25 protein-coding genes and 2 pseudogenes are annotated in these 21,699 nt (G+C 61.2%); 18 read left to right on the forward strand and 9 right to left on the reverse strand.

The genetic code is table 11. The annotated features are described in order from the left end of the window. Positions 1-271: 271 nt before the first annotated feature. The 3 genes and pseudogenes from NKH60_RS25565 to NKH60_RS25575 all read right to left on the reverse strand — a co-directional run bounded on the left by NKH60_RS25565 (position 272) and on the right by NKH60_RS25575 (position 1,587). On the reverse strand, positions 272-436 hold the full coding sequence (locus NKH60_RS25565; protein ID WP_352873776.1) for a hypothetical protein: 165 nt from the start codon (positions 434-436) through the stop codon (positions 272-274). 538 nt (positions 437-974) lie between these two features. Next, positions 975-1,188, reverse strand: a pseudogene (locus tag NKH60_RS25570) (alcohol dehydrogenase catalytic domain-containing protein); the annotation flags it as partial. A 150-nt stretch (positions 1,189-1,338) separates the two neighbouring features. Next, on the reverse strand, positions 1,339-1,587 hold the full coding sequence (locus tag NKH60_RS25575) for a cyclophilin-like fold protein (RefSeq protein WP_352516146.1): 249 nt from the start codon (positions 1,585-1,587) through the stop codon (positions 1,339-1,341). A gap of 153 nt (positions 1,588-1,740) precedes the next feature. On the opposite strand from NKH60_RS25575, the gene NKH60_RS25580 reads away from it, so the two are divergent. Then, on the forward strand, positions 1,741-2,298 hold the full coding sequence (locus NKH60_RS25580; protein WP_352508345.1) for a 5'-3' exonuclease: 558 nt from the start codon (positions 1,741-1,743) through the stop codon (positions 2,296-2,298). A 399-nt stretch (positions 2,299-2,697) separates the two neighbouring features. Here NKH60_RS25580 and NKH60_RS25585 read toward each other — a convergent pair whose 3' ends face one another. Further along, positions 2,698-2,982, reverse strand: a complete 285-nt coding sequence (locus tag NKH60_RS25585; protein ID WP_023680323.1) for a DUF982 domain-containing protein — start codon at positions 2,980-2,982, stop codon at positions 2,698-2,700. 57 nt (positions 2,983-3,039) lie between these two features. On the opposite strand from NKH60_RS25585, the gene NKH60_RS25590 reads away from it, so the two are divergent. Continuing rightward, on the forward strand, positions 3,040-3,459 hold the full coding sequence (locus NKH60_RS25590) for a hypothetical protein (RefSeq protein WP_352682210.1): 420 nt from the start codon (positions 3,040-3,042) through the stop codon (positions 3,457-3,459). Between the two features lie 186 nt (positions 3,460-3,645). On the opposite strand, the pseudogene NKH60_RS25595 reads toward NKH60_RS25590, so the two are convergent. Together NKH60_RS25595 and NKH60_RS25600 are read right to left on the reverse strand one after the other, a co-directional pair. Beyond that, positions 3,646-3,798, reverse strand: a pseudogene (locus tag NKH60_RS25595) (diguanylate cyclase); the annotation flags it as partial. A gap of 244 nt (positions 3,799-4,042) precedes the next feature. After that, positions 4,043-4,270 (reverse strand): helix-turn-helix domain-containing protein, encoded by a 228-nt coding sequence (locus tag NKH60_RS25600; protein ID WP_352508336.1) that lies wholly within the window; start codon positions 4,268-4,270, stop codon positions 4,043-4,045. Here NKH60_RS25600 and NKH60_RS25605 point away from each other — a divergent pair. After that, positions 4,203-4,574: a hypothetical protein gene (locus NKH60_RS25605; RefSeq protein ID WP_352508346.1), complete on the forward strand. Its 372-nt coding sequence runs from the start codon at positions 4,203-4,205 to the stop codon at positions 4,572-4,574. The genes NKH60_RS25600 and NKH60_RS25605 overlap by 68 nt on opposite strands. Before the next feature lie 296 nt (positions 4,575-4,870). Here NKH60_RS25605 and NKH60_RS25610 read toward each other — a convergent pair whose 3' ends face one another. Continuing rightward, complete coding sequence (locus NKH60_RS25610) at positions 4,871-5,209, reverse strand: hypothetical protein (RefSeq protein ID WP_352457937.1); 339 nt, start codon at positions 5,207-5,209, stop codon at positions 4,871-4,873. A 176-nt stretch (positions 5,210-5,385) separates the two neighbouring features. Here NKH60_RS25610 and NKH60_RS25615 point away from each other — a divergent pair, with 176 nt between their 5' ends. After that, complete coding sequence (locus NKH60_RS25615; RefSeq protein ID WP_352682161.1) at positions 5,386-5,694, forward strand: hypothetical protein; 309 nt, start codon at positions 5,386-5,388, stop codon at positions 5,692-5,694. After that, positions 5,681-5,869, forward strand: coding sequence for a hypothetical protein (locus NKH60_RS25620; protein WP_352508339.1), 189 nt, complete (start codon positions 5,681-5,683; stop codon positions 5,867-5,869). Before NKH60_RS25615 ends, NKH60_RS25620 begins: the two co-directional genes overlap by 14 nt. A 315-nt stretch (positions 5,870-6,184) precedes the next feature. Here the strand turns inward: NKH60_RS25620 and NKH60_RS25625 are convergent, their stop codons facing one another. Continuing rightward, the gene (locus tag NKH60_RS25625) at positions 6,185-6,502 is read right to left on the reverse strand and encodes a KTSC domain-containing protein (RefSeq protein ID WP_352508340.1); all 318 of its coding nucleotides are present in this window, start codon (positions 6,500-6,502) and stop codon (positions 6,185-6,187) included. A 172-nt stretch (positions 6,503-6,674) separates the two neighbouring features. Between NKH60_RS25625 and NKH60_RS25630 the strand changes: the two genes are divergently transcribed. From NKH60_RS25630 to NKH60_RS25695, 13 genes are all read left to right on the forward strand, one after another. Continuing rightward, on the forward strand, positions 6,675-6,908 hold the full coding sequence (locus NKH60_RS25630; RefSeq protein ID WP_352508341.1) for a hypothetical protein: 234 nt from the start codon (positions 6,675-6,677) through the stop codon (positions 6,906-6,908). A gap of 969 nt (positions 6,909-7,877) precedes the next feature. Further along, positions 7,878-9,905 carry a conjugal transfer protein TraG gene (locus NKH60_RS25640; RefSeq protein WP_352509271.1) on the forward strand — a complete coding sequence of 676 codons (2,028 nt, stop codon included), beginning with the start codon at positions 7,878-7,880 and terminating at the stop codon, positions 9,903-9,905. 120 nt (positions 9,906-10,025) lie between these two features. After that, positions 10,026-10,439, forward strand: a complete 414-nt coding sequence (locus NKH60_RS25645; protein WP_352509270.1) for a CopG family transcriptional regulator — start codon at positions 10,026-10,028, stop codon at positions 10,437-10,439. Further along, complete coding sequence (trbB, locus tag NKH60_RS25650; protein ID WP_352509269.1) at positions 10,436-11,404, forward strand: P-type conjugative transfer ATPase TrbB; 969 nt, start codon at positions 10,436-10,438, stop codon at positions 11,402-11,404. The genes NKH60_RS25645 and trbB overlap by 4 nt, the downstream gene beginning before the upstream one ends. Positions 11,405-11,415: 11 nt before the next feature. Further along, the gene (locus tag NKH60_RS25655; RefSeq protein ID WP_352509267.1) at positions 11,416-11,724 is read left to right on the forward strand and encodes a TrbC/VirB2 family type IV secretion system protein; all 309 of its coding nucleotides are present in this window, start codon (positions 11,416-11,418) and stop codon (positions 11,722-11,724) included. After that, positions 11,724-11,996 (forward strand): VirB3 family type IV secretion system protein, encoded by a 273-nt coding sequence (locus NKH60_RS25660; protein ID WP_023680309.1) that lies wholly within the window; start codon positions 11,724-11,726, stop codon positions 11,994-11,996. Before NKH60_RS25655 ends, NKH60_RS25660 begins: the two co-directional genes overlap by 1 nt. Beyond that, positions 11,990-14,440 carry a conjugal transfer protein TrbE gene (trbE, locus tag NKH60_RS25665; RefSeq protein WP_352873781.1) on the forward strand — a complete coding sequence of 817 codons (2,451 nt, stop codon included), beginning with the start codon at positions 11,990-11,992 and terminating at the stop codon, positions 14,438-14,440. Before NKH60_RS25660 ends, trbE begins: the two co-directional genes overlap by 7 nt. Then, positions 14,437-15,162 carry a P-type conjugative transfer protein TrbJ gene (gene trbJ / locus NKH60_RS25670; RefSeq protein WP_352473678.1) on the forward strand — a complete coding sequence of 242 codons (726 nt, stop codon included), beginning with the start codon at positions 14,437-14,439 and terminating at the stop codon, positions 15,160-15,162. Before trbE ends, trbJ begins: the two co-directional genes overlap by 4 nt. Positions 15,163-15,198: 36 nt before the next feature. Beyond that, on the forward strand, positions 15,199-16,521 hold the full coding sequence (gene trbL, locus NKH60_RS25675) for a P-type conjugative transfer protein TrbL (RefSeq protein WP_352873783.1): 1,323 nt from the start codon (positions 15,199-15,201) through the stop codon (positions 16,519-16,521). Beyond that, positions 16,522-17,253 carry a conjugal transfer protein TrbF gene (trbF, locus tag NKH60_RS25680; protein ID WP_031193931.1) on the forward strand — a complete coding sequence of 244 codons (732 nt, stop codon included), beginning with the start codon at positions 16,522-16,524 and terminating at the stop codon, positions 17,251-17,253. It abuts the gene before it with no gap. Further along, positions 17,243-18,271, forward strand: a complete 1,029-nt coding sequence (trbG, locus tag NKH60_RS25685; protein WP_352873785.1) for a P-type conjugative transfer protein TrbG — start codon at positions 17,243-17,245, stop codon at positions 18,269-18,271. The genes trbF and trbG overlap by 11 nt, the downstream gene beginning before the upstream one ends. Before the next feature lie 10 nt (positions 18,272-18,281). Then, positions 18,282-19,499 carry a TraB/TrbI/VirB10 family type IV secretion system protein gene (locus tag NKH60_RS25690; protein WP_352873787.1) on the forward strand — a complete coding sequence of 406 codons (1,218 nt, stop codon included), beginning with the start codon at positions 18,282-18,284 and terminating at the stop codon, positions 19,497-19,499. Positions 19,500-19,510: 11 nt separating this feature from the next. After that, positions 19,511-19,783 (forward strand): DUF2274 domain-containing protein, encoded by a 273-nt coding sequence (locus NKH60_RS25695; protein ID WP_023718715.1) that lies wholly within the window; start codon positions 19,511-19,513, stop codon positions 19,781-19,783. Between the two features lie 443 nt (positions 19,784-20,226). On the opposite strand, the gene NKH60_RS25700 is transcribed toward NKH60_RS25695, so the two are convergent. Further along, the gene (locus NKH60_RS25700) at positions 20,227-21,591 is read right to left on the reverse strand and encodes a DUF4062 domain-containing protein (RefSeq protein ID WP_352873794.1); all 1,365 of its coding nucleotides are present in this window, start codon (positions 21,589-21,591) and stop codon (positions 20,227-20,229) included. Positions 21,592-21,699: the final 108 nt, after the last annotated feature.

Raw genomic sequence — 21,699 nt, forward strand, 5'->3', positions numbered from 1 at the left:
TGGCTGCGGCAAAAGAGGAGGGGACATTACAACTAGCTAAGTTGGATTGCGGTATAAGGTTCTATTATCTCCGACCAACACCGCGCTTTGCGGAGTAGATCGACAATGAGATCGACATCGTCCGTCGCCCTGACATCCCCAAGCGTGACTTCGTCGGTAATGAAAAGAGCGGTCGTGCATCCGCCCACAAATATCAGACGCTCCCGAAAGTCGCTTCCCAGCGCCTCGGCTACTATCTGTAGCATGTGGAGCAGCTCGCCTCTGATGGTAGTCATTTCTTCAGAAGCCTTTCAGAAAGCCGCTCACCGGCAAGGCCCACCTCCCGCTGGTTTCCGAGCCGGATCGCATCGACAAGCGCAAGATATTCGTCCAGCCGCTCATCTTTCGGAACAGCTTCAGGCACGCTCTTGAACAAGGGCTCGATCGATTGGCCCATATCCCGGCCTTCCGCAAACGGCCAGATGTGGATGTACTCACCGCCCTCATCAGCAGTCCTTTTAGCATTGGCGCGGCAAAGGCCGTCGGCATGCCGCGCGTGATGCCGCCCGCCTTGCGGGGAACACAAATTTCAGTCCGTGGACGAGAAAATTGTGTAGATTGCGGCGAGGGGGATTGGCTCGGCCCGTATCTCGATCTTTGATGGCGAGTCCCGACGAGAGGGTTCGCTTGATCGAAGCGTCGATCTCGTTTTGCTGATCCCGGGTAGCGATTCCAGGCCGCGAACTGAGTACGGGGCCTCGCCCGAGAAGCTCCAATGAAGCTCCCCGGGGCCAACTTGCCCCTCCTGCTCCTGCAAGCTCACGAGCTTCAGAAGCATCACGATATCCTGACTTTTCATCCCATTCATGCGGTGTGTCCTCTGTCCTAGGACATAAGACCATATCAAGGTGTATGACCCCAGTGCAGAGCGAACTCAGAACATCAAGGTGGCTTGCGCCGTCTCACTCGGCCTCAGCAAACTCGAAAGCCAACTCTCCGCCAGCGAACTGGCCGGGACGAACCGTCCTGATTTCGCTGCCGACCTCCATGACGATGCCGCAGTATTCTTGACCCATGTGCATGGGGCTTCGACATTCTGGATCCCCCTATACGGCCACAGGTCCGAGCCGCAAATGCAGGTCGCCGAGAGCTGGATGATGGGTCAGTCGGATGAAGAACCTTCGGGTCGGCGACTTCATCGCAGCGGATGTCGCCAGGACCATAAAGAACTGTTCCAAGCTTCCAAGCATTGTTGTTGTCCTGTCGTCAGTATGGGATCAGGAGAGGAGTTAGATGCGGAGCGGAATTCGCCTCCCACCAGCAGAGGATCGAAGCCGCCGTCGATGCGACCGAGCCTAATCAATCCCTGGACCAGTGGTAGCCGGCGTAGAAGATCGCAAGTTTGCCCCAAGGTGCATAGTAGCAGAGGTCCCGAACGGGCCGCTGCCCTCTTCGCTGAGCTTGCGCGGCAGGTAGCTGATCTTCTCGTTGTTCGCGGAGCGCACCTACTTGAAGGTTTGGAGAAGGCCAACTGTCGTCTAGCTTTGCAGACCGGGCCGGATGCTTTTCCTCGAGGATTGCAATGATCGTACATTTAGTGGACGGCACATACGAACTGTTTCGCCACTTCTACGGCCAACGCCGGTTCAACAACGGCCATGACAAGCCGTTTGGCGCCGTCGTCGGCGTGCTGAACACAGTGCTGGAGATGATCGAGAATGGCGCCACACACGTTGGGGTGGCTACCGATCATGTAGTCGAATCTTTAGAAATCAGCTCTGGCCCGGCTACAAGACCGGGGATGGCATCGAGCCGGCGTTGCTCGCGCAGTTTCACCCCCTCGAGGAAGCCTTGGCGGCGATGGGAGTGGCGGTCTGGCCGATGATGGAGCTCGAAGCCGACGACGCGCTGGCCTCCGCGGCGCACAGCGCGGCTGCCGATGAGCGCGTGCAGAAGGCGTGCATCTGGACGCCGGACAAGGATCTCGCGCAGTGTGTCCGCGGTGACCACGTGGTCCAGGTAGACCGCAGGACCCAGAAAATTCGCGATGGCGCGGGTGTACGCGAGAAGTTCGGAGTTGAGCCGGCCCTCATTCCAGATTTCCTCGCGCTCGTCGGTGATGCCGCCGATGGCTATCCGGGTCTCGAAGGCATCGGCCTGGTCTCGGCTGCCCGGCTGCTTGGCCGCTACGGCCCTCTTGAACGCTTTCCGCCTGAAGCCCTCGGTAAGGTAGAGAGCTCGCGCTTTTGTTCAAAAATCTCGCGACGCTTCGCACGGACGCTCGGCTGTCCGCGTCCGGGACAGCCAGGACCCACTTAACCGACGGTGAATTTCTGCGCTGGCCAAACAGTGCGGCTGCACCTTATCAAAAATCGCGATCAGGATTGCGCGGAGAACTGGGCTTGATGAGCAGATGATTCTCCGTGGTCTCTTCGACCGCGAGTGTCTCGGCTCGACGGCATCGGTCTTGGCATCGCGATCCCTCACGCTCTGCTGGGCACGATCTCTTCGCCAGTCGTGTCTTTGACACGCTTGGTCCAGCCCGTTGACTTCGACGGGCCTACGACGACCAGTCGATCTCATTTAGACTGTACAGCCAGGGCCTTCTCACGTCCAGGCTAATAGCCCGTTTTGAGGCGTTTCGGCTGCCGCGGGAGAAGGCAGTATTTCGGGCTTCAAGTGGGGCGGCTCTTCAGTGTTAGGGAGGCCGGCATGACCTCACATCAGATCTTCAACCATCCGCGCAATTTTCCCCAGACCTGCGGTGGTCCCTCTTGTTCTAAGGAGTCCCTGTTCAGCCGCGGCCGCCTTGAAGGCCTCGAGCGCAGCTTGCTGGCTGCAATGCCCGGCGAGGGACTCCTCGACCATTCGGATCGCGTTGAGCCGCCCCGGCTTTCCCATTCTAGGCCATGGTTGCTGAAGCACCTTCATTGCGTCGGCTATGGACGCGACCACCGTCAGGTTGCGATTGAGGCAGATTGTAATTGGACTGAAGGCCCGCATTCTTGTCGCTCCCCACGATTGAACGCAGCTAAACGCGAAGACAAGGGCAGTGGTTGCATGAATGTGGACTACCGCGAATTCAAAGAATCGCTGGCCGATGCGATTGAGGCTGAGCTGGCTCTCCTTGGGCCCGGCACTTTGCCTAGCCGGACCATCCTCTCGTCGTACAACAGGACCCGGCCGGCAAAAAGCATCTGTGCACCGTCCGACGCCGCGAACTATTTTTCGAGCTCGTCACGCCGCTTGCCGACGGCTTCTCAAGCACACCGCGACGAATTCGACGGCTGTGAGGGAGGAGATGAAAAGATTATGGTCGTTTCGTTGGGCCCTCCTTTAGAGCAGGGGCTCCGAGGCGGTTTGTATCGAGCAGATGTCGCATCAGATCTTGACCTGGAGATCGGCTCCGGCAGCGGGATCGGCGCAGCGCGGCAAGGATGCCACGTTCCTTCGGCGGCCCACCGGCGATGGTCTGGCTGACGGCCCCGCGAAGGCGCGAAGCATCGAGGCCTTCTTCTGCCAGTCGGGCGAGCCAACTTTCTTTGGCTGGGAGGGCGGTGCAGTGCTTCGGCTCGGAACTGTTGACACATGCGTCAGGCTGGCAGACCGGAAGCGGCGGCGTGCCCTGACGTCATGGAGACTAGCCTCGCTTCCGAAGCCGCAGATTGTGATCTCGTTGGCTATGCAGAGCATCCAGCCGTCGTTTTGATCCGTTTCCGTCATCCAGAGCCAGCGACCATCCATGAGATCCGTCTCAAACGCTTAAAAGCCGGTCTTGCCCCGCCGCGACTGTGTGGAAATCAGCCATGTTTCAAAGTCGGAATGCTGGACGAACTCGACAAGGAACTGGAGCGACGCAAGCACTGCTTCGTTCGCTACGCCGACGACTGCCCTCTATGTTCGCAGCGAGCGTGCGGGCGCACGGGTGATGGCCAGCGTCGAACACTTCCTCGACAGGCGTCTGAAGCTGAGGGTCAAGATACGGAAGAGCGCGGGTCAGCTTGGGAGAGGAGCGTTTCATAGTCTGGTGGGGCCTAATTCGCCTCGTAGTCCTAGTGGTCACCTATCGGCGCTCACCGGTCCCCTGAAGCTCCCGATAAACGCTCCGCTCACTGACCCCAGTTCCTTTGGCTATCGCTGTTCTGGTCATGCCCTCGGCATCCAACTTCACGATCTTGTCGCGCTTCCCCATCGCTGTTGGCTTCGGTCCTGGGTACTTGGTCTTGTCGCCTTTTGGCGGCATCGATCCCGATCCGTTGGCGCTCCAGCATGACGCTACGCTCAAGGCCATCCGCCAGTATCTGGCGCCCTTCTACAAGTGGCGGCAGGCCGAGATCGTGGCGGCGGCCGAGCCGCTGATGCCTGGCCACCAGGCCTTTATCCGCATCATCAACCGGCGCGATCAGGCCAGACCTTTGAAACGCCTGTTCGTGGCCTCCACGCTCATATCGGCGCAGCGGGCGCTCGACATCACTAGAGCTCATTGGCAAGCAGTCCGCCGCTATACACTGGCCGTGTCCAGGCGTGGGCGTGGCCTTTCCGCCTGGGTATTAGGGTGCGGCCTGCCCGATCGGCCGTCCCTCGATCGACCCTGAGTTGCTGATCCGCATGGGGATCGTCGGCCAGCTCGTCCTCGACTCGATGAGCGAAGTCGTCGACGCCGTGCGCACCGGGAAGACAAGCCTGGAGCTGTAGCGGCCTCGCCTGTCCCGCCCCGGTGTCGTCGCTTCGCTGGCGCCACGGTGAGAACGCATAGATCTGGTCCAGTATTTTCAGCATCAGAACGTTGAGCTGGCGGGAACTTGCTCGCCAGCCGAGTTGAGTTCAGGCGGTGGTCGGGGGAGATCAGCCAGCCACACGCTGGTGATTCCAACCCGAGCCGATGTGCCAATCAGCAACCTTCGTCGGTCTTTTTCACCTGGCCCGGCGCGGCGGTATTGGCTGTCGTGTCCTGCTGACCAGGCGCCGCCTGCTGAGCGCTGCCAGTCTGCTGGCCCGGCGCGCAGTCTCTGGCCGAGTTCGGATTTGTGGTGCCGCTGGTGGTCGTCGTGTCGGTGCCCTGATCGCCGGACATGTTGGTGCCGCTGCTCGTCGTGCCGGTGCCCTGATCCGTCGTACTGGGCATGGTTGTGGTGGTCGAGGTTCCGCTCGAAGTTCCGCTAGTCGTCTGGGCAAAGGAAAGCCCGGCCGACACCGCCAGCACGGCCGAAGCCAAAAGGATGCGTTTCATCATCTTTCTCCTGTCTGAATGCGCGGGATGCGCCTGGCAAATTGAACAGGCAGACAGAAGGAGTGTTCCCCGATGAAGTTCAACTTTTGTAACTCTGGTCGTAGGTCAGCCTTACGATTGCGGGCGTATATTAGAAGCCTCTTGAAGAGGACACTGCCCGCACCAGAATCCATGGCATGGCTCGGGGAATAGGCATTGGTGACCAGGTGGCGATTACGGCCAGGGTTCGAAGGCGGATAACAATAACAGAGGACCGCGTAAGCGTCTCTATCCCAGGTTACGACTTCCCACATTCCATCATCGACCACACCAAGGTGAACCGAGGCCAGCAAATCGACCTGAAAGGCGAGGTCACGCGCATCGACGAGGACACCGTGACGATCGACCTCGGGCCGCTGGTCACGGTCGACCGTGACAAGGTCCGGCTAATGGAGAAATATCGGCCGCCAAAACGACGAAAGGCACTTGTCGATGCCCCGGATTAGAACCGACAACATCGCGACCGGCTATGAGGGCAGGCCGCATGACGGGCCGGTAGAGGACGAGTCGAAGCACTTGGTCTACTGCCCAGTCTGCGGCCAAACGTTCGACGCGCGCGATCTTGGACAGGTCTTTCATCACGCTGAGCCGCAGCACCAGCCGCTTCCGGTCGAGCAATAGTCCAGCTAATTGAGCTCCGGCGGCAGACCGTCATTGAGACCCTTCAGCGCGCCACCGACGTACGTTGGATGAGAAAAGGGTGCTGCGTGCACCGCGCCTTCCCCGCGCGCCGATGCTCCACCTGGACCGCAAAAAAGTCCCGCCGCACTGCCAGAACGGCGGGACCGATCAAACGCTTTGCACCAGGCGGGGGGATGCGGGGGGTGGGCTTGCCAAGTGAGCGCGGACCGTAACCAACCCTAAGCGCCACAGCGGCAACGCGTCCACCAACCGCCGGTTGGAGCGATAGGAGGACTGAGCCGCCGGCAGGTCAGGTCATCCCGGGTCGCTATCGCTCGCAACCAGACGGTAGCGGAAATTGTTGCGGATGTGGTCGTTGAAATAGCGGCCCTTGGCGAACGCGGCCCGGAACGCGGCAAAGGTTTCCGGCGGTACCCCCTCAAACTCGTACCGTTTACGGCTGGCGACGAACCACACCGAGAGGGTTCTTCTATCCCGATCATATTCCATCTTGCGGATCGAAGTAGATGGCATGAGCACCACAGCCCCAGGGCCCGCGCCTTGCGGGGAGCGCGGGCCGATCGGGATACCGATCTGCAGCAATACCTGGAGGGGAGGAATGGCTGCGTGCACCGAACTTGCGCGGCGGTCCCGTGTTCCAACCAGGATACAAAAAAGCTAGCTGCACCTTTCGGCATCATGCGGACGTTGGATTTGTGAGAAAGCGGGAGCGTCAATACCAACTTCTGGCGATGGAATTTTCCCGTGAGATAGGCACGCTCCACGGCGAAAGGAGTGCCCCGCCATGACCGTCCTCGCCTACAACCTTGCCAATGACATCGAAGGATTGTGGAGGGTCGTCTTCGTGCCGGACGAACTGCATCTGTATGTGGAATTCAGCCAGCCAGACGCCGACACAAACCCGGCTGATTGGATGAGCGTTGATGATTTCCTTGCATGGCGGCCGAAAGGCGCACTCCACGAGCGAGCGCGCGACAGCTTGGTTTCGCTCATTTGCAAGGCGCTGACAGGGCGATGAGACAAGGGAAACCCGCACAGAGATCCAGTGCGAGCGCCGCGAGTGGGCCTAGGGCCCCACAAGCCAGTGCCACCCCGCCGCCGGCAAACCGCGGCGGGCGAGTGCCTCGGGGACACGATGGTAGATTGCTAATGCGTTCGCGCGTGTGGCCTTAAGTCGCAAACTATTGGCTTCAGAAGCAGGGCGTAGGGCTTCATTGATGGTGCTACCAACACCATATGGTGACCCATAGCCTCCAAAACGAGAGAAGCTCGTCCCGACGGGTCGCACTGCGGCCGTCAGCTGGTAACTGCTACGAACTAGGAAACCATCATGCCTGAAAATATCAGACCAACTTCGAGAGATGTCCCCCTCATTCAGCTAGGCCTCTATCAGTGCCGCTTCCCGGTGAGCGAAGACGCTTCTGTACCCGGCGGTTATCGTTTTTGTGCTGGGCCAACTTCGCCGGATCGCGTCTACTGCGATCACCACCACCACATTGTGACCGCCGTGGACCCTCGTCGAGCCCGTTCGGGTCTTCACCTCGCTCAACGACGCGCCGCGTAAGTCTGACTGGCGGCGGCCTCCCGGCCAGGCGCTATGCGCTCCAAGGCCGCCTTGGCTACGACCTTTCCGTCGGCTCGGTCTGGCCCATCCTCCCTGTCTTCGCCGATGTATCCCCCGTCGCCCGATTGAGAACGACGATTTCTCGCCGAGCCCTTCAGCTCGCTACTCGCACAAACGCGTCGGCTCCAAAGGTTTGTCTGTCAGCACATCTTCAATGTGCCCGCGCCTGAAGCCCCAACATCTTCTGCGACCTAACCGCGTACCTGGCACCGCCGATCGGTTGCTGCGGCGGATTTTCGCTGTTCGCAGCTGAATAATGCCTATCAACCTTGTCATCGCACCTAGTCGCACGTAGCGGCCGTTCGAATTCTCATCGCTCGGCGCGATGTTTGGTCCGTCTGGCCAGAAGAGCGGAGCAAGCCATTGACACCCACGAAGTTGCTGATTGGGCAGATCGCTGTCGTATTCGCAATTGTCATTCTTGGCGTGTGGACTGCAACCCAATGGTGCGCCCACATGCTCTCCTATCAGCCGTCACTCGGCGCACCATGGTTTGTGACAGTCGGCTGGCCGATCTACCAGCCGTGGAAGCTGTTCGAATGGTGGTTCCAATTTGACGCCTATGCGCCTGAGGTCTTTGACAAGGCTGGCATACTTGCCGGAGCCAGTGGGTTCCTGGGCTGTGCCGCCGCGATAGCTGGGTCCCTCTGGCGCGCACGGCAGCGGGGGTTGGTCACCACCTATGGGTCCTCACGATGGGCCATGAAGCTGGAAATCGAGAAGGCGGGGCTGTTTCAGCCGGCCGGCGTTTTCCTTGGCGGACTGAATTATCGCTATCTGCGCCATGACGGACCGGAACACGTCATGGCCTTTGCGCCGACACGTTCGGGCAAGGGCGTCGGACTCGTTGTTCCAACCCTTCTTTCCTGGACCGGCTCGGCCGTCATTCACGACATCAAAGGCGAGAACTGGCAGCTGACCTCTGGCTGGAGGTCGAAGTTCTCGCACTGTCTCTTGTTCAATCCGACCGATCCGAGATCGGCGCGGTACAACCCGCTGCTGGAAGTGCGCAAAGGTCCAGATGAGGTCCGCGACGTTCAGAACATCGCCGACATTCTCGTCGATCCGGAAGGCGCGCTGGAGCGGCGGAGCCATTGGGAGAAGACCAGTCATTCACTTCTAGTTGGCGCCATCTTGCACGTGCTCTACGCCGAAGAGGAAAAGACACTCGCCCGTGTCGCCACCTTCCTGTCGGACCCGCAACGCTCATTCGCTGCGACACTGCAGCGGATGATGACCACCAACCACCTCGGCACGGTGGACAAGCCCCAGGTCCATCCGGTCGTGGCCTCGGCGGCTCGTGAGGTGCTGAACAAGTCAGAGAACGAGCGCTCAGGCGTTCTCTCGACCGCCATGTCGTTTCTCGGGCTCTATCGTGATCCAACGGTGGCCGCGGCAACATCGGCCTGCGACTGGCGCATTGCCGACCTTGTGGATGCCGAGCGACCGATGTCGCTGTATCTGGTCGTGCCGCCGTCGGATATCTCCCGCACTAAGCCCCTGGTGCGATTGGTGCTCAATCAAATCGGCCGGCGGCTGACCGAGCGCCTGGAGGGCGATCCAAAGAAGAGCCGCAAGCATCAGCTCCTGATGATGCTGGATGAATTTCCGGCGCTCGGTCGGCTCGACTTCTTCGAGACTGCGCTCGCCTTCATGGCAGGCTACGGCATCCGCGCTTATCTGATAGCGCAATCGTTGAACCAAATCTCCAAGGCCTATGGCGAGAACAACGCCATTCTCGACAATTGCCATGTGCGGATTGCCTTTTCCTCAAATGACGAGCGCACGGCCAAACGCATCTCGGACGCGCTCGGTACCGCGACGGAACTCAGATCGATGCGTAACTATGCCGGCCATCGGTTGGCGCCCTGGTTGTCCCACGTCATGGTAAGCCGCCAAGAGACCGCTCGCCCCCTGCTGACGCCGGGTGAGGTGATGCAGTTGCCGCAGGCTGACGAACTAATCCTGGTTTCGGGATTGCCGCCGATTCGCGCCAAGAAGTTGCGTTATTACCAGGATCCGAATTTCACGGAGCGAGTGCTGCCTTCGCCGGTGCTGCGCGACGGTGCCTACGCGGATCGGCCCACGTCGCGCCCGGACGATTGGAGCGGACAGGTGCGCGGCGTGGATCGGCGTCTTGCTGGCGACGACGACAGTGCCGGCGCGGCAATCGAAGACGGAGGTGTCCAGCAGCAGCGCCATCCGGGCCTGCCCGAAGAACGGACCCTCGTCGCCCAGGAGCCTGATCATGGCGATCTGTTCACGCCCGCAGACGATGACTGCGAGACGCTCGCCGACAAGCGCGTCATGGATCGGATTTCCACCGCAGCACGTGCGTACGGCCTCAATGAGGGAATGGGCGACGACAAGGACATCGTGCCCGGCTTCTGAACGGCGCGCCATACGCGGGCGCATCTCAGCGTAGATAACGGCCGTAAGCGATTTCGAGGATCTCGACGATGCTCGTTCCCGTCGCCGGTGCATCAGCGCCGGTCAGAGGGAACAAGCAGCATGAAGCCCCACCGCATTCGTCACCAGTTTTTGCTTGGACCCGAGTTGAGCGAGAAGCTGGAGAACCTCAGCCGCAATCCATCGACCACCAAATCGGCCATTGTGGCGCACGCGGTCGAGGCCTTTATCGAGCGGCGTGGGGAGAATGAACTCGACCACCGCTACGGCAAGAGGCTCGACCGTCTTTCCCGTGACCTCGGACATGTCAGGCGCGATGTCGAGATGATCCTGGAGAGCCTGGCGCGCTTCATCCGCTTTTCGATCACGCTTCATGCTCACACGCCGGTGCCGGACAAGGCGACGCAAGCGATTGCCCAGGAGCGCTTCGAGAAGTTCGTCGAACAAGTCGGCCGCCAAATCGCTTCCGGGAAACGGTCACTTGGCACCGACGATCGCAGGGGAGGGGAAGGATGAGTTCTCATCCGGAAGCCGACCATCGCCGCCGCGCCATGCTGCGCACCGCCATGGGTCCGGCGATCACCGAAGCCCTTGCCGATGCGACCGTCATTGAGGTGATGGTCAATCCCGACGGTGCGCTGCGGCTCGACCGGTTGGGTGAAGGCCGGGTCGACACCGGCGTGCACATGCATCCTTCTGAGGCCGAACGCATCATCCGCCTGGTCGCCTCCCACGTGCGCGCCGAGGCGCATGCGGACAATCCGATTGTCAGCGCCGAATTGCCATCGGGCGAGCGCTTCGAGGGTCTGCTGCCGCCTGTCGTGCTGGGGCCATGCTTCGCCATCCGAAAGCCTGCGGCGAAACTCTACACGTTGGCCGACTATGTCGCCGACGGGGTCATGCTGCCGCTGCAGGCCGATGCGCTGAAGAAGGCGGTCCGCGAGCGGCGCAACATCCTGGTCGCCGGCGGCACGTCGTCGGGCAAGACAACACTTGCCAATGCGCTGCTGGCACAAGCCGCCGATTGCGACGAGCGGGTGATCCTGATCGAGGACACGCGCGAACTGCAATGCGCGGCGAAGGATTGCGTTGCCTTGAGGACGAGGCGGGGGTCGATCACGCTCGCCGATCTCGTGCGCTCGACCCTGCGGCTCAGACCCGACCGCATCATCGTGGGCGAAGTCAGGGGCGCGGAAGCCCTGGACATGCTGAAGGCATGGAACACCGGGCATCCCGGCGGCATCGCGACGGTTCACGCCAATTCGGCGCGCTCCGCTCTCTACCGTATCGAGCAGCTCGCCCAGGAAGCCGTCGTCACCGTTCCCCGCCGCCTCATCGCTGATGCGGTAGATCTGATCGTCTTCATCGCTGGGCGCGGATCCTCGCGCCGCATTGACGCGATCGCTGAGGTCACCGGTCTCGACAGCAGCGGTGATTACGCCGTCACCCCGCTCACGCTTCCGCAACTCCAGCAGTTTTGAAAGGTCACCTCATGCTCAAGAAGCTTCGCTTCCTTTCGTCCACCGGGCTCGCGTTTCTTCTCACCGTCCCGGCCCACGCAGCGGGCTCCGGCATGCCTTGGGAACAGCCGCTGCAGCAGATCCTTGAGTCGGTCCAGGGACCGGTCGCCAAGATCGTCGCGGTGATCATCATCATCACCACCGGCCTGACCCTTGCTTTCGGCGACACGGCAGGCGGTTTTCGCCGGCTGATCCAGATTGTCTTCGGCCTGTCGATCGCCTTCGCGGCATCGAGCTTCTTTCTCTCCTTCTTCTCCTTCGGCGGCGGGGCACTCGTCTGATGGCCACCGGAGAGCAGCATATCGAGGGTTTCGAAGTCCCCGTTCACAGGGCATTGACTGAGCCGATCCTGCTGGGCGGCGCGCCGCGAGCGGTGGCGATCCTCAACGGCACGGTGGCCGCGGCAATAGGCCTTGGCCTGCAGCAGTGGATCGCCGGACTGGCGCTCTGGATCGCCGGCCACACGCTCGCGGTCTTTGCCGCTCGCCGCGATCCGGACTTCGCCAGCGTGCTTGTCCGTCATCTTCGCCTGAAGGGGTGGCTTGCATGCTGAACCTTTCGGAGTATCGCGGCAAAGCCGATCGGCTGGCCGATCATCTGCCCTGGGCCGCTTTGGTCGCGCCCGGCATCGTGCTCAATAAAGACGGTAGCTTCCAGCGAACCTTCCGGTTCCGTGGCCCCGACCTTGAAAGCGCGACCGAAGCCGAATTGGTCGGCATCTGCGCACGAGCCAACAATGCGCTACGAAGGTTGGGCTCCGGATGGGGGTTGTTTTTCGAGGCCGAGCGCGTTGAAGCGCTGGGCTATCCGAGCTCGGCTTTTCCCGATGCTGCCTCATGGCTGGTCGATGAGGAACGGCGCGCGGCCTTCGAGGGCAAGGTCGCGCACTTCGAGAGTCGCTATCATCTGACCTTGGTCTTCATGCCGGCGCCAGATGGCCAGGCGCGGGCGGAAAGCGCACTGGTCGACTCGCATCACTCGGGAGGGGCTAGAGACTGGCGCCAGGAGCTGGCGTGGTTTCGCGACGAGACCGACCGCGTCCTGGATTTGCTGTCCGGCTTCATGCCGGAAGTGCGCGCCCTCGATGATGCCGAGACGCTAACCTATCTGCACGGCACAATCTCGACCTACCAACATCCGGTCGCCATGCCGGAAACGCCAATGTATCTCGACGGTGTTCTGGTTGACGCGCCGCTTACCGGCGGCCTGGAGCCGATGCTGGGTGAGCAGCATCTGTGCACCCTCACCATCCTTGGTTTCCCGAACGTCACCCGGCCAGGGATCCTCGACGCGCTCAACCATCAGGATTTCGCCTACCGCTGGATGACGCGCTTCATCCCGCTCGACAAGACGGAAGCCACAAAGACACTGACCCGGTTGCGCCGTCAGTGGTTTGCCAAGCGCAAATCGGTCGCAGCCATCCTGCGCGAGGTCGTGACCAACGAACCCGTCCCTCTCGTCGATAGTGACGCCGACAACAAGGCGCTCGATGCGGATGCCGCCCTTCAGGCATTGGGCGGCGATCACGTCGGCTTCGGCTATCTCACCACAACGGTGACGGTATGGGACCAGGACCGGCAGGCCGCCGCGGAAAAGCTCCGAGCGGTTGAGCGCATAGTCAATGGGCTCGGCTTCACCACGATCCGTGAAAGCATCAATGCGGTCGAGGCGTGGCTCGGCTCATTGCCCGGCCATGTCTATGCCAACGTTCGCCAGCCGCTCATTCATACATTGAACCTTGCCCATCTCATGCCGCTATCGTCGGTTTGGGCCGGTCCGGCGACAAACGAGCATCTCGCGAAAGTCACCCGGATCGAAGCACCGTCGCTTCTTGTTGCCGAGACCAGCGGGTCCACCCCGTTTCGGCTTTCCACCCATCTCGACGATGTCGGTCACATGCTGATCGTTGGTCCGACCGGTGCCGGCAAGTCGGTTCTGCTCGCGCTAGTCGCTCTGCAGTTTCGACGCTATGCCGGGGCGCAGGTCTATGTCTTCGACAAGGGCAATTCGGCTCGTGCGGCAACACTGGCCATGGGCGGAGAACACCACGCGCTGGGCGCGGATGGTGCGCTTGCCTTCCAGCCACTGAGCAATATCGGCGACCAGACTACTCGCAGCTGGGCGGCGGAATGGATAGCCGGCCTCGTTGCCCATGAGAATGTCAGCGTTACGCCGGAGGTAAAGGAGGCGATCTGGTCGGCACTCATCAGCCTTGCGACTGCGCCGGTGCAGGAACGCACGCTGACGGGCCTGTCGGTTCTGCTTCAGTCCAATGGGCTCAAGGCCGCGTTGATGCCCTACACGCTCGACGGTCCCTTCGGCCGGCTGCTCGATGCCGATGAAGATCGGCTGGCTTTGTCGGATGTGCAGTGTTTCGAGACCGAAGAGCTGATGCACAGCCAAGGCGCTGTGCTCCCGGTGCTCACCTATCTGTTCCATCGTCTCGAGGAGCGGTTCGACGGACGGCCGACGCTGCTGATGCTCGACGAGGCGTGGGTCTATCTCGACAACCCTCTCTTTGCCGCCCGCATCCGCGAATGGCTGAAGGTGCTGCGAAAGAAGAACGTCTCCGTGATTTTCGCCACGCAGTCACTTGCAGACATCGCTGCCTCGTCGATCGCGCCGGCAATCATCGAGAGCTGCCCACAGCGCATTTTTCTTCCCAATGACCGTGCCGTGGAACCGCAGGTGCGGGCAGCCTATGAGTGCTTCGGCCTGAACGAGCGGCAAATCGAATTGGTCGCCCGTGCCACACCGAAGCGCCAGTATTATCTGCAGTCACGCCGCGGCAACCGCCTCTTCGAGCTCGGGCTCGGCCCGATCGCTCTTGCGCTCTGCGGCGCCTCTGATCCGGCCACGCAAGCTTTGATCGACAGCGTCCTGTCAGAGCACGGGCAGGACAGCTTTGCCTCCCGGTTCCTGAGTGCGCGCGGCCTCGATTGGGCTGCCGAGCTTCTCCAGCAATTCCCTCAACCAGACAAGGAGCAATCGTCATGATGCGGCGCCGCCTTCTCACCAGCCTGATCACCGTTTCCCTGATCGCAAAACCAATGGCCGACTACGTTCAGCCGGCCCACGCCCTGATCGTGTTCGATCCGTCGAATTATGCGCAGAACGTGCTGACAGCGGCACGTTCCCTGGAGCAGATAAACAACCAGATCCAGTCGCTTCAGAACCAGGCGACGATGCTGCAGAACATGGCGCGGCACCTTCAGCGCCTGGATTTTTCTTCCGTGGGCCAGCTCACAGGTTCGCTCCAACGGATCGACGGCCTGATGACCCAGGCCAGCGGCCTGAGCTTCGATCTCGACAAGCTTCAGAACCAGTGGCGTGTGCAATATCCGGAAAGCTACGACGCCACAATCGAGGTCAACGATGTGGCGAGCGCCGCGCGCGAGCGCTGGCAAAACGCCATGCAGGCGTTCCGCCAAACCATGAGCGCGCAGTCGCAGATCGTGGAGAACGTGCGGGCCGACGGCGACCTGCTTACCGATCTCGTCAACCGCAGTCAGGGCGCGGCAGGTGCCCTTGAGGCAAGCCAGGCCACCAATCAGCTGATCGCGCTTTCGACCAAGCAGCAGATGCAGATCCAGACGCTGCTCGCGACCCAGTTCCGGGCTGAAGCCGAAGATGCTGCCCGCAAGGCGCAGTCTGAGGAAGCCGCCCGCGAGACGACGAAGCGTTTCCTGGGCACCGGTACGGCCTATCCCGGCAACTGATCAGCAGTTCTTCAAGACAACGAGGAAGGCGGCGACATGAATGACCTCGGCGTCATTGATCGCTTCATGGAGACTTTTACCCGCTATATTGATAGCGGGTTCGGTCTGCTTTCGGGCGACGTCGCCTTTCTCACCACCATCCTGATCGGCATTGACATCACGCTGGCGGGCCTGGTCTGGGCGTTCGGCGGCGAACCCAATATTCTCGGTCGGCTCGTCCGAAAGGTGCTCTATGTCGGCGCCTTCGCGTTCATCCTGAACAATTTCAGAAGCCTTGCCGACATTATCTACCGCTCCTTTGCCGGGCTCGGCATCAACGCTTCGTCCGGCAATTTGTCCGCCGACAGTCTCCTGCGGCCAGGCCGCATTGCCGCGGCCGGCTTCGAGGGCGCCTGGCCGCTGCTCAATCAAGCGAGCCAGCTAGTCGGCTTTCCCGAGATTTTTGGCAACGCGCTGACCATCTTCGTGCTGCTTCTCGCCTGGTTCCTGGTCCTCATCGCCTTCTTCATCCTTTCCATCCAGCTTTTCATCACCATCCTGGAGTTCAAACTCACCACATTGGCCGGCTTTGTTCTGGTGCCCTTCGCGCTCTGGAACCGCTCGGCGTTTCTGGCCGAGCGCGTGCTCGGCAATGTGATCTCGTCGGGCATTAAGGTGATGGTGCTTGCCGTCATCGTCGGCATCGGCTCCACGCTCTTCGGCGAGTTCGCTTCCGCCCTGCAAGGCAAGGAGCCGGACTTGGCCGCGGCCATGTCACAGGTGCTGGGCGCGTTGGCGCTGCTTGGGCTCGGCATTTTCGGGCCGGGAATTGCCTCGGGTCTTGTCTCGGGCGCGCCGCAGCTTGGCGCGGGAGCCGCACTCGGAACCACCGCGGCGGCCGCCGGATCAACTCTCGTTGCCGGAGGTGCGGCGCTTGCCGGCGCGCGCATGGCAACCGGCGGCGGTCTCGCCGCCGTTCGAGCCGGCACGGCCATGGGATCGGCTGCTTCCACAGCTTGGCAGATGGGGCGTGCAACATCGCCCGAGTCCGGCCTCTCCGGCGTAGCGGCTGGACTGCAGGGCGTTGCCGGCGCAGCTGGCGGCGCCGCGATGCGGGGAATGCGATCTGCAACAGAACCATTCCGGCGCAGCGCCGATGCCGGCCGCGATCCCGCTTGGACCGCGACGGGCGGCACGCCGACCGCATCAATGACCGGAAACCCTGCCGCGTCAGGTGCCAATGCCGCGCCGGCGTGGGCGAGGCGCTTGCGTTCCCAACAGACCGCGCGCGCCCATCGCCACGCCGCCACGCAGGCCGTCCGCGATGGCGATCGGGGTGGAAGCGGGGCCAACCCCTCTCTCAACGATAAGGAAGACTAGATGCTCTTCAAGCGACCTGTTCAGCGTTACGGGAAGACGCCCCACCCCGTCACACCATACCAGAAGGCCGCCCAACTTTGGGACGAGCGCATCGGCGCTGCGCGCGTGCAGGCAAGGAACTGGCGCCTGATGGCCTTTGGCTGCCTCGCTCTGGCCATCGGGCTCTCTGGTGGACTCTTGTGGCAGTCGATGCAGGGCCGCGTCGTGCCTTATGTTGTCGAGGTCGACCGCTTCGGTGAAACACGGGCTGTCGCGCCGGCAATCCAAACCTACGAGCCCGACGATGCCCAGATTGCCTGGCATCTCGGCCATTTCATCCAGAATATCCGCTCCGTCTCCACCGATGCGGTGCTGGTGCGGCAGAATTGGCTCTCGGCCTACGACTTCGCCACCGACCGTGCAGCCCTCTTTCTCAATGAGTACGCTAAGGCCAATGACCCGTTCGGCAAGATCGGCACGCGCAGCGTCTCGGTGCAGGTGACGAGCGTGGTTCGAGCGTCCGACAACTCCTTTCAAGTCAAATGGACCGAGCAGGTCTTTGAGCGCGGCAGCCTCGCCAGCACAACGCGTTGGACCGGGATCCTCACCATTGTGATCCGGCCGCCGAACAATACCGATCAGCTGCGCAAAAACCCGCTCGGCGTCTTCATCAATGCCATCGACTGGTCGCGCGAGCTGGACAGCGCCGCGCCGACAATCGTTTCCCCGAAGGAGCCCGCCAATGACAAATAGAGCCCCATCGCTCCGCACCGTCCTGATCCTGTTGGCGTCGACCGCGGTACTTTCGGCCTGTGCCTCGAAGCCGGTGCCGCCGCCGCAGATTTCCTATGACCATGCTGACTTCAAGCCGGCCGCGATTGAGAAGGCGCCGGAGAAGCCCGTCAAGGTCGTGGAAGTGCCGAAACCGCTACCGCTGCCCGGCCAGTTGCAGCCCGAGCCGGGCAAGGCTGCTGAAGACAGGCGCTCGCCTGAAGAACGTGTCGCCGATGCCAACAAGGCGGCGACGCAGCAACCCACCAAATATGGCTATGTGAATGCGGTGCAGGTTTACCCCTTTTCCGAAGGCGCGCTCTACCAGCTCTATGCCGCACCGGAGCGCGTCAGCGATATCGCTCTGCAGTCAGGCGAGAAACTCCAATCCGTGTCGGCCGGCGATACAGTGCGCTGGGTAATTGGCGACACCGTCAGTGGCTCCGGCGATGACCAGCGCACCCATGTGCTGGTGAAGCCCTTCGCGCCAGGACTTGCCACCAATCTGGTGATCACCACGGACCGGCGAAGCTATCACCTGCAGCTTCAAAGCACGGATAAGACCGCCATGGCGGCAATCTCCTGGACTTACAGCGAGGACCAGATTATCGCGCTACGCCGGCGCGATGCGCAGGCCGACGCCGCTATGCCAGTGGCGTCGAATGTGGCTCTCGAAAATATTCGCTTCCGCTATTCGATTACCGGCGACATGCCGCCCTGGAGGCCGACGCGCGCGTTCGATAATGGCAGCAAGGTCTACATCGAGTTTCCGCGCCGCATCGATCAGGGTGAGGCCCCGCCGCTCTTCATCGTCGGTGCTGACGGGGACAACCAGCTCGTCAACTACCGCATACGCGGCAACTATTACATTGTCGATCGCCTCTTCGCCGCGGCCGAACTGCGCCTCGGCGCCAAGCAGCAACAGGTGGTGCGCATCACGAGGACCGACGGCAGGCAAGCGCCGCTGCGGAAATTGCTCTTTTCGCGTTCCAGCAGGTGAGGGACGGCCCATGACGGATACTTCCCGCTCCGATGCTTCACCGAAACTCGATCCAGAACAGCTGCAGCTGCGGGCCTCGCCTCGCCGCGCTGTGCGCTTCAAGCGCGGCATTATTGTCGCCATTGCTGCTGTTGGTTCCGGGACCGTTCTAGGCGTCACCATGATGGCGCTGCAGGGACCGGCGCTGCGCATCAAAGAGCAGGCTGAAGAGCTTTACAACACTGAGCGGAAGCCAACCGCGGAGGCAATTGAAAGGCTGCCTAAGGACTATTCCGCGATCAAGCCCAAGCCTCCGGTGCTTGGACCACCGCTGCCCGGCGACCTCGGCCGCCCCATCCTTGAGCACCAACGCCAGCTGGGCATCGCGCCGGGCCAGGAGGTTTCGGCGGAGGAGCAGCGCCTTGCACAGCAGGCGATCGAGGCGCGCGAATCGCAAGTCTTCTTCCGGATCGAAAATCGACCCCGGCAAGCAGATGCCGCCGGCAACGGGCAGGGCGGGCGTCCACCCTTTGAGGCAACGGCTCCACAATCCGATGCCGCACGCGATTCAGCTTCCGTTGCACCGGCCGAGGGCGACCAAAACAATCAACAGCGCAAGCTCGATTTTGTCAGCCAGCGGAACACAAGTGGAATCTACAATCTGCATGCACTGCAGACGCCGGCTTCGCCCTATCAGCTGATGGCAGGCAGCGTCATCGCAGCGAGCCTGATCACTGGCATCAATTCCGACTTGCCCGGCCTCGTCGTCGCACAGGTCACCGAGAATGTGCACGACACAGTCACCGGCAGCACCTTGCTCATTCCGCAAGGCTCTCGCCTGATTGGCACCTATGACAGCGTTGTTGCCTTTGGACAAAGGCGCGCGCTGCTGGTCTGGCAACGGATACTGCTGCCCGACGGCTCTTCGATCGAAATCGACAATCTGCCGGCGACGGACACCGCCGGCTATGCCGGGCTTGAGGACAAGGTGGATTTCCACACCTGGCAGCTGATGAAAGGCGTTGCGCTGGCCACGTTGCTGGGGGTCGGCACCGAGCTGAGCCTCGGGCAAGACGAAAGCGACCTGGTCAAAGCAATCCGCGAATCCGCTCAGCAGAACGTCAGTCAAGCTGGCCAGCGCATCACCGAGAAGAACCTCAATATTCAGCCCACGATCACCGTCCGCCCTGGTTGGCCACTGCGCGTCATCGTGCACAAGGATCTTGTGCTGCGACCGTACCCGAATTGACTGGAGTCATCATGACCAATCTGAAACTCGGCAAACTTCCGGATCGGACACCTTCGAAGATCACCATAAGCGTAAGTGCAGACCTGAACCAAGCACTGAAGGACTATGCGGCGCTTTATCGTCAGACCTATGGCGAGTCCGAATCGGTAGCGGAACTCATCCCGTTCATGCTGGCGGAGTTCCTGGAGAGCGATCGAGCGTTTGCCAAGGCCAGAAAGGAAGGGCTCCCTGTCGTCGACAAGTCAGAGAAATCGCGGCGGCAGCCAATTTCAGGGTCCGAATAAGTGACAGCGACCAGTGAGTCCGAGGGGGCACCTTTCTAGGCGGGCAAATGCATTGAAGCAACTTGCCGGCGGCAATCCGAAACACAGGGCACAAAAGACGAGCTGATCTGCCCCGAACCAATGCCGGCTCTGCGCCCGTTGTCGGTCGTTGCGGACTGTTATGCAGGCTCCTAAAAGCAGACGCTACAATTCCTTCGAATCGTCCGAGAGTGTGAAATGGGACTTTCACACTGAGACGGTCTTCTCTAAGGAACGACTCAGTTTAGTAGATCGAATTATCCATAGGAGGCTCTTGGGGAACATTTCTACTATGGAATTGATCCAAAGACAGCGCCAGACAGTGAGGGCTTTGTTTTGGGCCGCTTGCAGTCCAACCCGTCCGAGTTTTTCTAGCGTGGCCTTTGGATGGTCGTATAGATCGTAGCTCGCCGACGCAACGATTGCTACAGGGTGAGGGCTCCGCTCTCCGCCTGCCTATGGGCGTACTCGTAGGATTGCAGGAAGTCGTCCGCAGTGCCGACACATTCCGCAAGTCCGAACCGATCGCGCAGGATCTCGTCCATCGGATCACTGGCGATTGACACGTAGAGCCCGGCTCCACTACCGCGCTCTACCAACACGCGTCTCGCATTTTCATCCCGGAGTGAGTGGCCAACAACAATCACTGGTCGATTCCCGATCACTTGGGCGATGCTACTCCAGTATAGACTGTCGAGGCGAGCGTGGGCTGCGTCCTCTTCGGTGACAATCAATGAAGAGGGGCTACCGACGGACCCATCGACCTGAAATATGGTGAGTTGCTCTCCGTCCCCACGAACCTCACCGTTCGATGATCGGACTGTGTAGGGCACGCCTCGTGCGACGCTGGCCCGCTCGAACAGGTCGTCGTAATTAGTGGTGACGATGTGGCGGAAGCTTGAGACCGCCGCCAGATGGCCAAGCGTCGGCGCCACACCTTGCACCATATCGAATGCTTGAACCACAGTCCTTTCCAGCTCCGCTCGGCCGAACCGGCGCTCAACGGCAGAAGCGACGTCCGCGAAGCGGTGCCTCGCGAGGATACGGTCCCCGTCGATGCCAAGCGACAAACGCGCGCCGAAGAGTTCAATCATCACGTTAGCCGTCGGCAGTCCAGCAGACACCGATATGCCTGCGCCAGCTAAGAGCACCGGGTCGAGACCGACGAAGCCGGTAGGAATCGGCATCCTGTCGAATTTCCGTCCAGAGGCCCCCGTAAGTGTCCGGATGCCAGTGAGCCGCTTCTCGGCCATCTCCTTCAAGACCGAGCGGTGGAAAAGATCAAGCAAAGCGTCTCCTACCTTGCGCTCGAGTTCATCAATCCACTCGAACTCTTGCCTGAAACGGCCAGCCTCCCAATCTCCGACCTCCCGGCGAAACGAGTCGCGCGCTATTGCCTCCACCGTGGTGTTGGACGATCCGTACGGGATCTTCTTGAAGAAGGGAAGAATCGGCAGCCCGATCGTTTTGGCGTACAGAGCCTCCATATGCGTTACCGATCGTCCTTCGCCGCCTCCAGGGCCGGTCGGCGGGATCCAACCGTAGCTGTCTCCACTCAGCAAGACGAAGAGGTGAGATGCCTCAATCTCTGCGCGGATGACGTCCCAACTGGCGCTACCATCGGGATGCATGTTTTCGGCATTGACGGGTTCAAGGTTGAGAGAGCTGAGCCGTGCAGACACGGCCCGACGCGCATCGCCGAGATCATTCATCGTGCTACTAATGAACACACGTAACCTGCTGGACACCGGCACTCTCCCATCCGAAGAACGCAATCTGTCACCCGCCATTAAAACGGGCGGCGTCAAGCGCTCTAGTGGATTGATCGAGACAAAAGAGTCCGATGTTGGATTCCCATCGGTTTTCGCATGTGCGACGATCGTGCATGCGCACCGGTA

The sequence above is a fragment of the Mesorhizobium sp. M1006 genome, from assembly GCF_040318825.1.
In the GTDB taxonomy this organism is placed as follows: Bacteria; Pseudomonadota; Alphaproteobacteria; order Rhizobiales; family Rhizobiaceae; genus Mesorhizobium.

Excerpts from the sequence above, each read along its gene's own strand:
- NKH60_RS25565 (WP_352873776.1), bottom strand. The coding sequence starts at position 436 with ATGGGCCAATCGATCGAGCCCTTGTTCAAGAGCGTGCCTGAAGCTGTT.
- NKH60_RS25585 (WP_023680323.1), bottom strand. The coding sequence starts at position 2,982 with ATGCGGGCCTTCAGTCCAATTACAATCTGCCTCAATCGCAACCTGACG.
- NKH60_RS25590 (WP_352682210.1), top strand. The coding sequence starts at position 3,040 with ATGAATGTGGACTACCGCGAATTCAAAGAATCGCTGGCCGATGCGATT.
- NKH60_RS25600 (WP_352508336.1), bottom strand. The coding sequence starts at position 4,270 with ATGGCCTTGAGCGTAGCGTCATGCTGGAGCGCCAACGGATCGGGATCG.
- NKH60_RS25610 (WP_352457937.1), bottom strand. The coding sequence starts at position 5,209 with ATGAAACGCATCCTTTTGGCTTCGGCCGTGCTGGCGGTGTCGGCCGGG.
- NKH60_RS25615 (WP_352682161.1), top strand. The coding sequence starts at position 5,386 with ATGGCTCGGGGAATAGGCATTGGTGACCAGGTGGCGATTACGGCCAGG.
- NKH60_RS25620 (WP_352508339.1), top strand. The coding sequence starts at position 5,681 with ATGCCCCGGATTAGAACCGACAACATCGCGACCGGCTATGAGGGCAGG.
- NKH60_RS25630 (WP_352508341.1), top strand. The coding sequence starts at position 6,675 with ATGACCGTCCTCGCCTACAACCTTGCCAATGACATCGAAGGATTGTGG.
- NKH60_RS25645 (WP_352509270.1), top strand. The coding sequence starts at position 10,026 with ATGAAGCCCCACCGCATTCGTCACCAGTTTTTGCTTGGACCCGAGTTG.
- trbB (WP_352509269.1), top strand. The coding sequence starts at position 10,436 with ATGAGTTCTCATCCGGAAGCCGACCATCGCCGCCGCGCCATGCTGCGC.
- NKH60_RS25655 (WP_352509267.1), top strand. The coding sequence starts at position 11,416 with ATGCTCAAGAAGCTTCGCTTCCTTTCGTCCACCGGGCTCGCGTTTCTT.
- NKH60_RS25660 (WP_023680309.1), top strand. The coding sequence starts at position 11,724 with ATGGCCACCGGAGAGCAGCATATCGAGGGTTTCGAAGTCCCCGTTCAC.
- trbE (WP_352873781.1), top strand. The coding sequence starts at position 11,990 with ATGCTGAACCTTTCGGAGTATCGCGGCAAAGCCGATCGGCTGGCCGAT.
- trbJ (WP_352473678.1), top strand. The coding sequence starts at position 14,437 with ATGATGCGGCGCCGCCTTCTCACCAGCCTGATCACCGTTTCCCTGATC.
- trbL (WP_352873783.1), top strand. The coding sequence starts at position 15,199 with ATGAATGACCTCGGCGTCATTGATCGCTTCATGGAGACTTTTACCCGC.
- trbF (WP_031193931.1), top strand. The coding sequence starts at position 16,522 with ATGCTCTTCAAGCGACCTGTTCAGCGTTACGGGAAGACGCCCCACCCC.
- trbG (WP_352873785.1), top strand. The coding sequence starts at position 17,243 with ATGACAAATAGAGCCCCATCGCTCCGCACCGTCCTGATCCTGTTGGCG.
- NKH60_RS25690 (WP_352873787.1), top strand. The coding sequence starts at position 18,282 with ATGACGGATACTTCCCGCTCCGATGCTTCACCGAAACTCGATCCAGAA.
- NKH60_RS25695 (WP_023718715.1), top strand. The coding sequence starts at position 19,511 with ATGACCAATCTGAAACTCGGCAAACTTCCGGATCGGACACCTTCGAAG.
- NKH60_RS25700 (WP_352873794.1), bottom strand. The coding sequence starts at position 21,591 with ATGGCGGGTGACAGATTGCGTTCTTCGGATGGGAGAGTGCCGGTGTCC.